Raw genomic sequence first — 14661 nt, 5'->3', positions numbered from 1 at the left:
AACGCGCATGAATACGGTAATCGATGCTATGCTGGCGACTCCGATGGGAGCGGCCGTGGCCTACTTTTCGGTCGCGGTGCTGGAGCTGGTCGTTTTTCTGTCCATTTTCGAAGTCGTCACCCGCTACAAATGCTGGGACGAGATCCGCAAAGGCAACGTGGCCGTCGCCATGGCGACCGGCGGCAAAATTTTCGGCATCTGCAACATCCTGCGTTTCTGTATCGAATCCGGCTCCAGCATCTACGAGAGCATGCTGTGGTCGCTGGTCGGATTCGTACTGCTGATGGTCGCCTATTTCCTGTTCGAGTTCATCACTCCGTTTTTCAAGGTGGATGAAGAGATCGGACGGGATAACCGGGCGGTCGGCTTGATCTCGATGATCTTGTCGATCTCGCTGTCGTATGTGATCGGCGTCTCGGTCTTGTAAAAAGATCCTGCAAAAAGGTCTTGTAACAAGGTTCCCACAAAAGAGCGCCGATGCGCGGATGCCGGGAGACGGCGTCCGCGGCGGCTCTTGCCGAAAATCAAAATCCCGCGTCATGCGCAAAACCCCCGCTCCTTACGGAAGCGGGGGTTTTGGCATGCCGTGGTGTGGCGCATCCGCGCGAAGCGCTTTTTGGAACGCCGGCGGTATGCTCGGATTGGCGGCGAACGGTAGCAGAACCGGTTTTTTTGGGGTAAGATGAGGTACAACAAGGTTTGCAAGGAGTACCGAACGATTCATTATCAAGCGAAATCGATCTGGAGGCATGCGTAGTGAAAGAAACGAACAAGCTCAAACTGGATATTCTCGAACTGTTGGAAGAGGACGCGCGGCGTACGCCGCAGCTGCTGTCCACCATGCTGAACGTGCCGGAGGAAGAAGTGCGCGAAGCGGTGGCCGAACTCGAAGGAGACCGCGTCATCGTCAAATACGCGACCGTCGTCAACGAGAGCAAAGTCAACGACGAGAAAGTGACCGCGCTGATCGAAGTGCAGATTACGCCGGAGCGGGGCCGCGGATTCGAAGGAATCGCCGAGCGGATCTATTTGTACCCGCAGGTCAAATCGGTCTTCCTCATGTCCGGCGCCTACGACCTGCTCGTCGAAGTGGACGGCCTGAGCCTCAAGGAAGTGGCCAGCTTCGTCTCCGACAAGCTTTCGCCGATCGAATCCGTCCTGTCGACCAAAACGCATTTCATTCTCAAAAAATACAAGCAGAACGGTATCATTTTCGAGGAACACGAAGAAGATCGCCGTCTGATGATCTCGCCGTAAAGGATGCGAAACGATGATTACTAACCGGGAACTGAACGATAAAGGAAGCCTGCTTCAACCTTCCGACTCCGAACAGGGGTCGATGGAACGCTATCTGTCGCCGCTTGTGCGCGATATCAAGCCTTCGGGCATCCGCAAGTTTTTCGATCTCGTGAGCGCGAGCAAAGACATCATTACGCTCGGCGTGGGCGAACCCGATTTCGTGACGCCGTGGCATGTGCGCGAAGCGTGCGTCTATTCGCTGGAGCGCGGCTACACGCGTTACACGTCGAACGCCGGCATGATCGAGCTGCGTGAAGCGATCGCGTCTTACCTGAGCGGTTCGTTCGGCACGTCGTACGATCCGGAAAAAGAAGTGCTTGTCACGGTCGGCGGCAGCGAAGCGATCGACCTGGCGCTGCGGGCGCTGATCCGTCCGGGCGACGAAGTGCTCGTGCCGGAGCCGTGCTACATCTCGTATTCGCCGATCACTTCGATCGGGGGCGGGATTCCGGTCGGCATCGAGACGTTCGCCAAAGACGGCTTCAAGCTGACGGCCGAAGCGCTCGAAGCGAGCATCACGCCGAAGTCCAAAGTGCTTATTCTGTGCTACCCGAGCAATCCGACCGGAGCGACGATGACGGCCGAAGACTGGCTGCCGATCGCCAAAGTGGTCGAAAAGCACGATCTGATCGTCATCTCCGACGAAATTTATGCCGAACTCAGCTACGGACAAGGCAAGCACGCAAGCTTCGCCGCCGCTCCGGGCATGAAAGACCGGACGATTCTCGTCAGCGGCTTCTCCAAAGCGTTCGCGATGACCGGCTGGCGGATGGGTTATGCCTGCGGACACCCGGAGCTGATCTCGGCCATGCTCAAGATTCACCAGTATACGGTGATGTGTGCGCCGGTTATGGGACAGGTCGCGGCGCTCGAAGCGCTGACGAACGGACTGGGCGAAAAAGACAAAATGGTCGAATCGTACAACCGCCGCCGCCGGCTTGTCGTACAGGGACTGCGCGACGCGGGACTCGACTGCCACGAACCGGAAGGCGCGTTCTACGCGTTCCCGAGTATCCAGTCTACCGGATTGACGTCGGAGACGTTCGCCCAGCGCCTGCTCGTGGAAGAAAAAGTGGCTGCCGTGCCGGGCGACGTGTTCGGGCTGGGCGGCGAAGGATTCCTGCGCTGTTCCTACGCGACTTCGGTCGCGCAGCTGAACGAAGCGATGGACCGGATCGGCCAATTCGTGTACAAGGTCAAGCGCGAAGGCGCTTAATGCAAATTGGGTTAAAATCCAAAAAAAAGAGATATTACTCCCTCTTGAATAAGTTGATTTTAATGGATACCTTCTATATAATGGGTAATCAAACCAGGTGATTTTTCAAGGGGGAATCTTTTTTGTCTGCCGCTTCGTTTCATACACCGAGGCATGGACAACGTTCTGCAAGACCGCATATGCAGCACGGGGCTCACGCTTCCGGCGCCATGGCGGAACGCGAGCTGTTCCTGCAGGAAGAGATACGCATTCTGCGCGCCCAAATGGAAGAAACTTTCGGCCGCGAACAGTCGTTCACCGCTGTGAACGTCGTCGAAATCAGCAGTCGGCTCGACCTCAAAATCAACGAATATATGCAGCTCGTCCGCTGACGCCGTCTTTTTCGGACTTCAAGCGCGCGGAACGATTTCTGCATTCACTCCCGAAACGATCGATCTACCGACCCGACAAGGAAGAGCCCGCGCAGCGGAAGCTCTTCCTTTTTGCGTGGGAGCGCGGACAGGCAGGCACGGAAATGCTTGAGGCAAAAGAGTATGATATATTGGTTAAAGCACCACTTCGATTACGGGCGCGCGCGCCCAGGGAAACGTCCAAGGAGGAGTAAGAGTGAAACGGAAAAAAATGGGGATCTGGCTGCTGCTGATCGCTTCGATCCTGATGCTGGCCGGATGCGGCAAAGACGACGGCGTTCTGATCTTTATGTCGGACAAAGCTTCATCGAGCCGCGAAGGAATCGACGTCATTCAAGAAAAATTGAACGCCGACGTGCCGGATCTGAAAGCGGAGTTCAACTATTCGCCGATGTTCGATTTGCAAAAAGTGTTGGTGGAATACGCCGCGGGAGGCAATTCGATCGTCATTCTTCCCGAGGATTCGATTAAAATTTACGGCAAGGACGGCGCCCACGTCGTGCTCGACGATTACTTCGACCAGGCCGATTATCCGGACGGCGTATTCGAAAGCGGCGTGCTCAAAGACGGAGACCGCGACGCTACGCTCGAAAAGCATCTGTTCGGCATTCCGGTCAAAGACATGAAGATGTTCCAGGATGCCGGCTATACGCCCGACGGCATGCTCGCCTGCGTGCTGATCAACGCGCCCGACAAAGACGCGGCGATCAAAGTGCTGCAGAAGCTTGCCGAAGGTTAAGCCGCGACCGCGTGACCTACGCAAGACGACATCACCGGCAGACAGCCAAGGGAGGACGCGACCATGCGTATTTATACGAAGACCGGAGATGAAGGACAGACGTCCGTGATCGGGGGACGGGTACGCAAAGACGATGCGCGGGTAGAAGCCTACGGCACGATCGACGAGCTGAACAGCTTCGTCGGCCAGGCGGCGGCGCTGCTGCACGACGACCGGTTCAAAGATCTGCGCGAACAGCTGGCCGTCGTCGGCCAGGAACTGTTCGACTGCGGCTCCGACCTGGCGTATACGCCCGCGAAGCAGCAGCCGTACAAGACGCATCCGGCGATGACGGAGCGTCTGGAGACGTGGATCGACAAGCTTGAAGCGAACAATCCGCCGCTCGAACGCTTTATTCTGCCGGGCGGAAGTCCGCCGGCCGCTCTGCTGCACGTCTGCCGCACCGTATGCAGACGGGCGGAGCGCCGCGCCGTCACGCTGTCCGACGAAGCGGACGTCAATCCGGAAGTGCTCAAGTACCTCAACCGTCTGTCGGATTACTTTTTCAGCGCCGCGCGTGCCGCCAACCTCAAGCTGCGGGTCGACGACGTGGAGTATGTGCGCGGCGCCCGGGTCTTTTCCGGCGGCGAAGAACCGGACCGTCAAACTGAACAAAAGCAGGGTGAATGAAGATCGAACCGACAACAAACAGCCCGATACCCAAACAACCGATACCCAAACGAACGATACAACACGCACAGGTGGAAAACAGGTCGCAAGGCCGCGAATTTCCGCAGGAAAAAGGCATCGAACCGGAACTCGGCTATTACGATCCGATCGTGTACGTCGTCACCGAACGGGAGAACGGCTGGACGCTCAAGACGCTGCTGCACAACCGGCTCGGCGTCTCGCGCAAGCTGACTTCCCGGCTCAAAATGACCGAACGCGGCATTACGCTCAACGGCGAAAGAGTCTATATCAGCGTCTATGTCCGGGCCGGCGACCTCGTCGAGCTGCGGATGGAACGCGAAATATCAGACGATATTTTGCCGGAAGAGATGCCGCTCGATATTCTGTACGAAGACCGCGATCTGCTGATCGTGAACAAAGCGGCCGGCGTCATCGTTCATCCGACGCAGGGCCATTACACCGGCACGCTGGCCAACGGCGTCGTGCGGCATTGGCGGGATCGCGGCGAACAGGTGCGGTTTCGCCCGGTGCACCGGCTGGACCGCGAGACGTCCGGCGTGCTGGCCATCGCCAAAAATCCGTACGTGCACCAGCATATTTCCGAGCAGATGATCGCCGGTACCGTCGACAAGACGTACCGCGCGATCGTGCACGGCTGCCCGCAGCCGGAATCGGGCCGGATCGAAGGTCCGATCGACCGCGATCCGGAGAATCCGCATGTGCGGATCGTGACGCCGGGCGGCTACGCGGCGGCGACCCGATACCGTACGCTGGAACGGTATGACGCGCAGCGCGCTTCGCTGGTCGAGCTGGAGCTCGAAAGCGGGCGCACGCATCAGATCCGCGTCCATATGACGCATGCCGGCTGTCCGCTTATCGGAGACACTATGTATAAATATACATCCGCTGATCCGCTGAACGAGCCGCAGCTGCTGCAGGCGCGGCTTCTCGATACGTGGATCGACCGTCAGGCGCTGCACGCGTTCCGGCTGTCTTTCGTTCATCCGGGCACGCGGGAGCGGATGACGTTCGAAGCTCCTTTTCCGCCGGATCTGGAAGAGTTGGAACGCCGATTGAACAGCGGGCAGTCCGCGCAGGCGGATCGTCCAGTCACCCAAGAAAGAGATGTGAATCGTACCGATGACTTCGCTTAAAGTGTATCATTACGCCAAATGCAGCACATGCCGCAATGCGATCAAATGGCTGCAAAACGAAGGGCGGGAGCTGGAACTGATTCCGATCAACGAACAGCCGCCGTCCAAGTCCGAAATGCTCGACCTGATCGCACGCAGCGGTCTGGATTCCAAAAAGTTTTTTAACGTAAGCGGGGAAGTGTACAAATCGCTTGGACTCAAAGACAAGCTGGCCGACCTTGGCGAAGAAGAACGCGCCGAGCTGCTGGCTTCGAACGGCATGCTGATCAAACGTCCGGTCGTCACCGACGGCGAACGCGTAACGGTCGGCTTCAAGCCGGAGCTGTACGCACAAAGCTGGAGCCAAAAGGAGGAGCAGGCATGAGCGAACACGGTGGCATCGAAAGCCTTCCGCAAAACGTCCTCGCGCGCAAGCCGACGCTGATGCTGGTCGACGGCATGGCGCTGCTGTTCCGCGCGTACTACGCGACGGCGCTCAAAGGGTATATCCGCCGCACCGAAGCGGGCGTACCGACGAACGGCATCTACGGATTCGTCCGCTACATGTGGGACGCGATCCGGCAGTTCGACCCGACGCACGTCGCCTGCTGCTGGGATATGGGCGGCCGCACGTTCCGCACCGAGCAGTTCGAATCGTACAAAGGCAACCGCTCTGCCGCGCCCGACGATCTTATTCCGCAGTTCGATCTCGTCAAGGATGTCGTCGCGGCGATGGACATTCCGAATATCGGCATGCCGGGCTACGAAGCGGACGATTGTATCGGCACGATCGCCAAGCGCTGCGCGCGCGAGCAGAACATGGACGTCCAGATTTTGTCGGGCGATAACGACATGCTGCAGCTGACCGAAGACCGGATCAAAGTCATTATTATGAAAAAAGGCTATGGCAACTACCAGGTGTACACGCCGGAATTCCTGATGGAAGAAAAAGGGCTCAAGCCTTCGCAGATTATCGACATGAAAGGGCTTATGGGCGATGCCAGCGACAATTATCCGGGCGTCAAAGGCATCGGCGAAAAAACGGCGATCAAGCTTGTCCAGGAATTCGACGATATCGACGGCATCCTCGCCAATCTGGACAAACTGACGAAGTCTGTCCGCGCCAAGATCGAGAACGATCTCGATATGCTGCACATGTCCCGTTCCCTCGCCGAGATCCACTGCGAAGTGCCGGTCGAATGCCCGATCGATCTGTGCGAATTCCGGATCGACGACGCGAAAGTGTCGGCGAAGTTCGCGGAGCTTGAGATGAGCAGTCTGGGGAAAATGATGGGGACGGACGTATTTGGGTGAGGGGGGTTGGAGATGCGGCTGAGGTTGGGGAAGCTGGGAGCGCTGTTTGCGCTGTTTGCGTTGGAGGCGCTCCGGGTGGAAGAAGCTTCGATCGCCGCTAAAATCCGATTCCCCCTGATTGAAGAAAAAGCAGCTTGGGGAAGGGAATCGGATTTTAGATGCGAACGCTGTCGCTTCTCAGCCTTTCTTCCACCCTTCGCTGCTGCTGCGCTCGCCGGGGACACCTCTCTCCTTTTTTGGGGAGGGAGGGGAAGGGCGAGGTCAAGAGCGAGTTCAAGAGCGAGTTCAAAGGCGAGTTCAAGGACTGAGTTCAAGGGCTGAGAGGTCTTGATATACGGTCTTGATGGTTGGGAACCCGGCTCTCCGGATGGAGGGGCGGGTTTGTTTGGCGTAAGGACGGGGACTGACTGTCCAACTTTCCTGCCCGTCAAGCAGGAAAAAGCGGCCTTCGTCGCCAAATAGAACAAGCAGCCAACAAAACAAGCGGCCGCGCAAAAAGGTTCGGGAGGATATCGTTCATGGGGAAAAGCAAAAAGTGGAGCATGCTGCTGTTGGCCGGGGTGCTGACCGTATCGGGTATATTTGGCGCTGCGGGGGAACACCAAACGGAAGCGGCGGCGGCGATCCAGGCGGGCGTGCGGAAAGTGTCGGTCGCGGGGCGGATGTACGCCGTGCAGACCGTGAGTATTCCGAAAGGTACCAAAGCCGCGCTCGGACTGGCGCAGGGCCGGGTCGGGCAGACGCAGAGTTTCGCTTCGATCGTCAAGCAGAGCCGGGCGACGGCGGCGATCAACGGTGCGTTTTTCAACGCTTACGGAGGGCCGGCCGATCCTTACGGCACGCTGATCGCCCAGGGGCAGATCGTGCATACCGGTTATTACGGAACGAGCATCGGGTTCAAACCAGACGGAACCGTGCTGATGGATTCGCTGCGCGTCGGCATCCGGGGCACCGTGACGGGCAGACCGGACAAAGCGGGCCAAAGCCGAACGCTTGGGTGGTACGCGACTTTCGTCAACCGTACGCCGGATGACGGCCAAAACGTAGTGCTCATGTACAATTCGGCCCGGGGGACGAACGTGGGCTTCAGCGGCGGAACCGCCGTTACGGTGCGCAAAGGCAAAGTCGTCAAAAAAGCGGCGAATGCCAACGCGTCCATTCCGGGCGACGGTTACGTGCTGGTGTATCACGGCTCCGAGCAGAACAATGCCGGACGTTTTGAAGTCGGGTCCGCGGTCGACATGAATCTCTCCTACGAAAATGCCGCCAAGCGTCCAATTCCTTGGTCCGACGTCGTGACGTCAGTCGGAGCCGGGCCGCGTCTGGTCACGGACGGCAAAGTGTCGCTGGACGCTACAGGCGAAGGCTTCAACGATCCCAAGATTCTGACCGCCTCCGGCGCGCGCAGCGGAATCGCGATCATGCCGGACGGATCGGTGCTGCTGGCCACGATCGGCGGCGCGACGATGAGCCAATGGGCGCAGGTCATGCAGAAAATGGGCGCCAAGCAGGCGATGAACCTGGACGGCGGCGCTTCTTCGGCGCTGTACGCGAACGGTCGGACGCTGACCGGGGCCGGGCGGCCGCTGAGCAACACGCTCGTCTTCGGCCAATGGGTCGCCATGCCATAGAAACGGAGGAATGCAACATGAAGGAAGTCGTAATCGCGGCAGTGAACGTCGGACTGCCCAGATCCGTACCGAACGGCAAAAAGGAAGTGCAGACCGGAATCTTCAAAGAACCGGTCAACGGAGCCGCGTATTTGGGTACGCTCGGCTTCGAAGGCGACGGGCAGGCCGATCTCAAAAATCACGGCGGTCCGGACAAAGCGGTCTGCGTCTATTCGACGGACCGGTTTGCGTTCTGGGAAGACGGCGTGCTGCCGAAGCTCGGCCCGGGCGCTTTCGGCGAAAATTTATCGATCGCGGGCGGAGCGGAAGAAGATTTTTGTATCGGCGATACGTTCGTTATCGGCGAAGCGATCGTGCAGCTTAGCCAGCCGAGGCAGCCTTGCTTCAAGCTGTCGGTCCGCTACGGCGTGCCGGAACTGCCGGAGAAAGTGCAGGAGACGGGCTACAGCGGCTTTTATTTCCGGGTCGTCCGTGAAGGGCTGATCCAGGCCGGAGACCGGATGGAACTGCTGGAACGCCATCCGGCCGGCATGACCGTCATGCGCGCGAACGAGATCAAGTACAAGCGCAAAGACGATGCCGAAGCGATCCGCAGCCTGCTGGACGTTCGCGAATTGGCCGACGCCTGGCGGGGACCGCTCCAAAAGCGGCTGGAGACATTGGACAATCAGGCGTGAGCGGCCCGGATGTCGACGCAGCAAAAAGCCGCCAAAAGAATCTTGACTCTTCTTCCGTATCGAGAGTATGATAAGGGCAACAGCATACAAGCGCGGAGGAAGCACCTCTCTTACATATCCATGTAGGAGGGGTGCTTTTTTGCGTTTTCGCTGCAAACTTGTCGACGTCGCGCGACACAACGGGGGGAAACGAAATGACGATCGTATTTTTGAACCGGATGGAAATTGAGAAGGAGCATGAAATCGAGTCGGCCCAGGTCTGGATCGAAGAAGAAGACGGATTGTGGATCAGCGGTTGGAGTCGGGAAGACGCCGCGGGGGAAAAGCGGCCGGAGCGCGAAATCTGGTACGAAGGCTCGGTCTGGAACGAGATGCTGGCCGTGTACCGCCACCGGCTGGCGGCCAAGCTTGCCGAAGGGTATCGGCCGGTGATCCGGGATACGTTTCAGGAATTTCTCGAAGCCGGTCAGCGCGGCCGCTTCACGCAGAGGCTGATCTGCTACAGCGAACTGAACGCCGACGAAGAGTTGTACCAGCGGCTGGCCGCCTGGCGCAGGGTGCGGGCGACCGAAGAGCACCGGGCGCCGTATCTGATCGCGACCAATCGCGCGCTGCGGCTCATTGCGGCGTTCATGCCGCGGACGCAGGAAGAGCTGCGCGAGCTGCCGGGGATCGGCGAGAACACCGTGCAGCGTTACGGCGAAGCGGTATTGGAGCATACGCGAACATTGGAGCGCAAGCATACTTTCCCGCTCGACTGGGTGGAGCGGCGCCTGGACGAGGAAGAATTCGAAGCGTGGACGTACAAAGGCAAAGAGCGCAAGTTCAAGCGCGAAGCCGAACGGGTCCGGGCGACGCGGCTGCTGCTGGAATCCGCCAAAGTCGGTTCTTCGCTGTCTCAGATCAGCGAGGCCAGCGGTCTGGATCGGCGCGAGCTGATCGACATGATGGAATCGCTGGAGAAGAACGGATACGACCTGGAATCCGTAATCGAGCACGAACTGCAGCTGATGCCGCAGGAGCAGCGCGAAGCCGTCATGCGGGCGTATGCCGAACTGGGCGATTCTTTTCTCAAGCCCGTCCTGAAGAAAGTGTACGGCGAAGAACCGCCGAGCGAACCGGGCCTGGAGATTCTGTACGAGCAGCTGCGGATGCTGCGCATGCTTCGTCGCCGGGCCGCGGAGCGCCGCGAAGCCGAAGCGGCGATGACACCGGAACCGGCAGGGCAGCCTGCGCCGGGAGCGGTCGCCGAAGCCGTAGTGGAATCGGCGCCGGAAGTCGTCATCGCGCCTAAGCCGGCCGCCGCGCCTGCCGCATCCGGCCGCAAGCGGGGCACGCACGCCGGTTGAACCCGGCTTCGGACGCCAGGCGTCAGGCTTAATCTTGCGCCTGCGCCGCGGATCGCCAAAAAGGGCCGTTCCAAGCTCCGGATGCCGGAAGCGGGAACAGCCCTTTTGTATGCGTGCGTGTGCGGAGCGGGTCGATGCAGGAAGGCGCCGAACGCGCCGAACTTACAGCCAGCCTTTTTTGCGGAACAGCAGGTACATCGTAAAGCCGAGCACGACCATGAGCGCGATGACCATCGGGTAGCCGTACGTCCAATGCAGCTCCGGCATATGGTCGAAGTTCATACCGTAGATGCCCGTCACGACCGTCAGCGGCATGAAGATGGTCGTGATGACCGTGAACACCTTCATGATTTCGTTCGCGCGGTTGGAAATGCTGGACTGGTACGCTTCGCGAAGGTTGCCCATCAGATCGCGGTACGTATCGAAAGCCTCGGACACTTTGACCGTATTTTCGTAGATGTCGCTGAAATATTTCTGCAGCTCGTCGTCAATCAGGCGCAGATCTTTTTTGTTCAGAATATTGATGACTTCGCGCTGCGGCACCAGTACCTTTTTGAGCCAGAGAATCTCCGCCCGCAGGCCGATGATATCGTTGAGATGCGTGCGCTTCGTATTCATCAGGATATCTTCTTCCAGCTGCTCGATCTGGTCTTCGATCCGGTCGCCGACGGCGAAGAAGTTGTCGACGACGCGGTCGATCAGCAGATACATGAAGCGGTCCGGCGTATGCACTTCTTCTTCCCACATGATCGGCTTGACCGTGCGGAGTTCGTGAATCTTCTGCCGGGTTACCGTAATGATAAAATGCCGGCCGAGAAAAATGTTCAGCGCGCGCATAAAGATCTCTTCGTTGTCGAAGCGGATACTGTTGACGACGGTAAAATAGTGGTTCTCGTAAATTTCGATTTTCGGCCGCTGTTCTTCCTCGCCGAGCATATCTTCGACCGCCAGATCGTGCAGGCCGAACGTGAGCTGGAGCAGCGTCACGTCGTCGAGATCGGCATCGATCCAGTAGAAGCCTTCTTCGGGCGGGGTGAGCGTGTCGGTCAGTTTTTCATTTTCGATCAGCGTAAAAACGCCGTATTTGACATGCCGGATTTTCATGCGGTTCAACTCCTTCGAAATGAGACGATCGCTCGTCTGGTGAAATAGTCTCGAATTCGCGGGAGAGCGCAGGAAAAAACAGGCCGTCGCCGGAACGGGCGTCGCCTTAAACGGTTGAACGGCAGTTCAGCCCTTAAGGCGGCGGCCGGTCAGTTAACTTCCATACATGGAGGCATTGACGCCGGTCGGCCGTTTTTTCGATTGTCGGATGCGTGCTGCGTTCTCTCGCGCTTGGGCCTCGGGTCGCCGTCCATCTGAAAGTCACCTCTTGTTTTCAAAATTGTTTTCATAAAACCCTCGTTAAGTATAACCTGCACCCTAGGGCCTTTCAAGGTCTTGTTTGTGACAAGGGATGCTTACGTTATCGGCTCCGCCGCGGCGAAACTGTAGATGAAGAAAATCGATACAGCCCGCTTCTTGCTTGAATGCATAAAATGTGTATAATTGAATCTAACGTTATCCCGGCGAAAGTGTCGGGAATTCGACAATTGAATATTTCAGTGGAATCTTATCAAGAGCAGGTGGAGGGACTAGCCCGATGAAACCCGGCAACCGGCGACTTTGTCGTACGGTGCTAATTCTTGCAAGTTACCGTGCGAACAGAGACGAGGCACGAGTCGATCAGCCCTTGTCGTCACGGCCCGCCGTGCGAACGCAGACGAGGCACGAGTCGATCAGCCCTTGTCGTCACGGCACGCCGTGCGAACAGAGACGAGGCACGAGTCGATCAGCTTCGATCTTAGCGTCGCGCATCCGGTAACTTGACAGATGAGAGAGGCGCTAGCTTTATATAGACCTTTCTCGGCTTGCCCGGAAAGGTCTTTTTGGTACACTTTCGTGCCGAAAAACGCTTTTCCGGCTGCCGAATGCTCGATCGCACGACACCCGTGTCCACATTCAACGTCAAACGTCAAAACGTAAAAGGAGTGAATGGAAAGTGCCGATTAAAGTACCCGATAATCTGCCCGCCATGGAAGTGCTGCTGAAGGAAAATATTTTCGTCATGGACGAGAGCCGGGCGTACAGCCAGGATATCCGTCCGCTCCGCATCGCGATTTTGAACCTGATGCCGACGAAGGAGACGACCGAGACGCAGCTGCTGCGCCTGATCGGCAACACGCCGCTGCAGGTGGACGTCGTGCTGCTGTACCCGAGTTCGCATACGTCCAAGAACACGTCGGAAGAATACCTGAACACTTTTTACAAAACGTTCGACGAAATCAAGCACAAACGCTTCGACGGCATGATCATTACCGGGGCGCCGGTCGAGCAGCTCGAATTCGAGCAGGTGAGCTACTGGGACGAGATTCGCCAGATCTTCGAGTGGTCCAAGAAGAACGTCACTTCGACGCTGCATATCTGTTGGGCTTCGCAGGCCGGCCTGTACCATCACTTCGGCGTGAACAAAATTCCGCTGGCGGACAAATGCTTCGGCGTCTTCCCGCATACGATGAACAAGACCAACGTGCAGCTGCTGCGCGGCTTCGACGAATGTTTCTTCGTGCCCCACTCGCGCCATACGGACGTGCAGCGGGAAGATATTTTGCGCAGCCCGGAACTCGAGATTCTGGCCGAGTCCGAAGAAGCGGGCGTCTATCTGGTCGCGACCCGCGACGGCAAGCAGATCTTTGCCACCGGCCACTCCGAATACGATCCGCTGTCGCTCAAATGGGAGTATGACCGCGATATCGCCAAAGGGATGGATATCCCGGTTCCGAGAAACTATTTTCCGAACGACGATCCGACCCGCAAGCCGCTGTCTTCCTGGAGAGCGCACGCCAATCTGCTGTTCTCGAACTGGCTCAACTATTACGTCTACCAGGAGACTCCGTTCGATCAGGTCGACCTGACCAAAGAAGTATCGTTCAGCGACTACGGCGCCGGCATCTGAATCACTCACTCAATCAATCCACGATCCATTCAGGAGGAATGACCATGAAGGACGACAGACAGCTCAAAATCGAAAGCGCGCTTGCGCAGATCGGCTCGCTTGAAGACCCGCAGACGGGAGGCGTGACGTTCCCGATCTACCATTCGACCGCTTACCGGCATCCGGGGCTCGGCCAGAGCACCGGCTTCGACTATACCCGGACCAAGAACCCGACCCGCAGCGTGCTGGAAGAAGCTTCGGCCAAGCTGGAAGCGGGCGACGCCGGTTTCGCGTGCAGTTCCGGCATGGCTGCGCTGCAGACCGTATTTGCGCTGTTCGGGCAGGGCGACCATCTGATCGTCTCGCTCGACCTGTACGGCGGCACGTACCGCCTGCTGGAGCGCGTGCTGTCCCGGTTCGGCGTCAAAGCCTCATACGTCGATACGAACGATCTCGAAGGCATCGAGCGTCTGCGCACGCCGAATACGAAAGCGGTGTTTATCGAGACGCCGACCAATCCGCTCATGATGGTCACCGATATCAAGGCGGTCGCCGACTGGGCGAAGCCGCACGGGATACTGACGATCGTCGACAACACGCTGCTGACGCCGTTTTTCCAGCGTCCGATCGAACTCGGCGCCGACATCGTCGTGCACAGCGCCACCAAATACCTGGGCGGGCATAACGACGTATTGGCGGGCCTGATCGTGACCCAAGGCAAAGAGCTGTCCGAAGAAATGTTTTTCCTCCACAATTCGATCGGCGCGGTGCTGAGCCCGACCGACTCCTACCAATTAATGCGCGGCATGAAGACGCTGGCGCTGCGGATGGAGCGGCACGAGAGCAACGCCCTGACGCTTGCGCGCTTTCTGCAGCAGCATGCGCAGATCGAAGCCGTCTACCATCCGGGTCTGCCGGAGCATCCGGGACACGACGTACAGAACCGGCAGTCGAGCGGCAATACCGGTATTTTCTCGTTCAAAGTCAAAGACGCGCGCTGGATCGATCCGATCTTGCGTCATATCCGGCTGATCGCTTTCGCGGAAAGTCTGGGCGGCGTCGAGTCGCTGATGACGTATCCGGCGATTCAGACGCACGCGGATATTCCGCAGGAAATTCGCGACGCGATCGGCGTGGACGACAAGCTGCTGCGTTTCTCGGTCGGCATCGAGCATATCGACGACCTGATCGCGGATCTGGATGGCGCGCTGCAGGCGGCTTGGAACGAGACGGAAGGGGCGCAAGCTTAA

Annotated in this window: 15 protein-coding genes and 1 riboswitch; of the genes, 14 read left to right on the top strand and 1 reads right to left on the bottom strand. The window is 58.2% G+C overall.

The genetic code is table 11. The annotated features are described in order from the left end of the window. The first annotated feature begins 7 nt into the window (after positions 1 to 7). The 12 genes from FTE24_RS07695 (at position 8) to FTE24_RS07640 (ending at position 10437) form a co-directional block, all read left to right on the top strand. Entirely contained in the window at positions 8 to 427 is a 420-nt protein-coding gene (locus FTE24_RS07695) for a DUF350 domain-containing protein (RefSeq protein ID WP_141449036.1), read from the top strand. Between the two features lie 329 nt (positions 428 to 756). Continuing rightward, positions 757 to 1257, top strand: a complete 501-nt coding sequence (locus FTE24_RS07690) for an Lrp/AsnC family transcriptional regulator (protein ID WP_141449037.1) — start codon at positions 757 to 759, stop codon at positions 1255 to 1257. 82 nt (positions 1258 to 1339) lie between these two features. Next, entirely contained in the window at positions 1340 to 2515 is a 1176-nt protein-coding gene (locus FTE24_RS07685) for an aminotransferase class I/II-fold pyridoxal phosphate-dependent enzyme (RefSeq protein WP_150232574.1), read from the top strand. Positions 2516 to 2694: 179 nt separating this feature from the next. After that, positions 2695 to 2886: an aspartyl-phosphate phosphatase Spo0E family protein gene (locus FTE24_RS07680; RefSeq protein ID WP_141449038.1), complete on the top strand. Its 192-nt coding sequence runs from the start codon at positions 2695 to 2697 to the stop codon at positions 2884 to 2886. A 235-nt stretch (positions 2887 to 3121) separates the two neighbouring features. Further along, a complete protein-coding gene (locus FTE24_RS07675; protein ID WP_150231433.1) occupies positions 3122 to 3664 on the top strand; it encodes a hypothetical protein in 543 nt (180 codons plus the stop codon). Between the two features lie 63 nt (positions 3665 to 3727). Next, complete coding sequence (locus FTE24_RS07670) at positions 3728 to 4333, top strand: cob(I)yrinic acid a,c-diamide adenosyltransferase (protein WP_150231432.1); 606 nt, start codon at positions 3728 to 3730, stop codon at positions 4331 to 4333. A gap of 116 nt (positions 4334 to 4449) precedes the next feature. After that, positions 4450 to 5487, top strand: coding sequence for an RluA family pseudouridine synthase (locus tag FTE24_RS07665; protein WP_337190034.1), 1038 nt, complete (start codon positions 4450 to 4452; stop codon positions 5485 to 5487). Beyond that, positions 5474 to 5851, top strand: a complete 378-nt coding sequence (locus FTE24_RS07660; protein ID WP_150231427.1) for an arsenate reductase family protein — start codon at positions 5474 to 5476, stop codon at positions 5849 to 5851. The genes FTE24_RS07665 and FTE24_RS07660 overlap by 14 nt, the downstream gene beginning before the upstream one ends. After that, the gene (locus FTE24_RS07655; protein WP_150231425.1) at positions 5848 to 6780 is read left to right on the top strand and encodes a 5'-3' exonuclease; all 933 of its coding nucleotides are present in this window, start codon (positions 5848 to 5850) and stop codon (positions 6778 to 6780) included. Before FTE24_RS07660 ends, FTE24_RS07655 begins: the two co-directional genes overlap by 4 nt. Before the next feature lie 518 nt (positions 6781 to 7298). Then, positions 7299 to 8411 (top strand): phosphodiester glycosidase family protein, encoded by a 1113-nt coding sequence (locus tag FTE24_RS07650; protein ID WP_150231423.1) that lies wholly within the window; start codon positions 7299 to 7301, stop codon positions 8409 to 8411. Between the two features lie 17 nt (positions 8412 to 8428). Next, the gene (locus tag FTE24_RS07645) at positions 8429 to 9088 is read left to right on the top strand and encodes an MOSC domain-containing protein (RefSeq protein WP_150231421.1); all 660 of its coding nucleotides are present in this window, start codon (positions 8429 to 8431) and stop codon (positions 9086 to 9088) included. Between the two features lie 194 nt (positions 9089 to 9282). Continuing rightward, on the top strand, positions 9283 to 10437 hold the full coding sequence (locus tag FTE24_RS07640) for an HRDC domain-containing protein (RefSeq protein WP_150231419.1): 1155 nt from the start codon (positions 9283 to 9285) through the stop codon (positions 10435 to 10437). A 162-nt stretch (positions 10438 to 10599) separates the two neighbouring features. Here the strand turns inward: FTE24_RS07640 and corA are convergent, their stop codons facing one another. After that, the gene (gene corA, locus FTE24_RS07635; RefSeq protein WP_150231417.1) at positions 10600 to 11541 is read right to left on the bottom strand and encodes a magnesium/cobalt transporter CorA; all 942 of its coding nucleotides are present in this window, start codon (positions 11539 to 11541) and stop codon (positions 10600 to 10602) included. A gap of 505 nt (positions 11542 to 12046) precedes the next feature. Beyond that, positions 12047 to 12153, top strand: a riboswitch (SAM riboswitch). Positions 12154 to 12478: 325 nt separating this feature from the next. Here corA and metA point away from each other — a divergent pair. Further along, positions 12479 to 13432, top strand: a complete 954-nt coding sequence (gene metA / locus FTE24_RS07630) for a homoserine O-acetyltransferase MetA (RefSeq protein ID WP_141449049.1) — start codon at positions 12479 to 12481, stop codon at positions 13430 to 13432. Between the two features lie 44 nt (positions 13433 to 13476). Then, positions 13477 to 14661 carry a PLP-dependent transferase gene (locus tag FTE24_RS07625; protein ID WP_150231415.1) on the top strand — a complete coding sequence of 395 codons (1185 nt, stop codon included), beginning with the start codon at positions 13477 to 13479 and terminating at the stop codon, positions 14659 to 14661.

This window comes from Saccharibacillus sp. WB 17 (assembly GCF_008634075.2).
Lineage (GTDB): Bacteria > Bacillota > Bacilli > Paenibacillales > Paenibacillaceae > Saccharibacillus > Saccharibacillus brassicae.
Note: the sequence above shows the minus strand (reverse complement) of the source record. Positions and strands in the feature narration are given on the sequence as shown.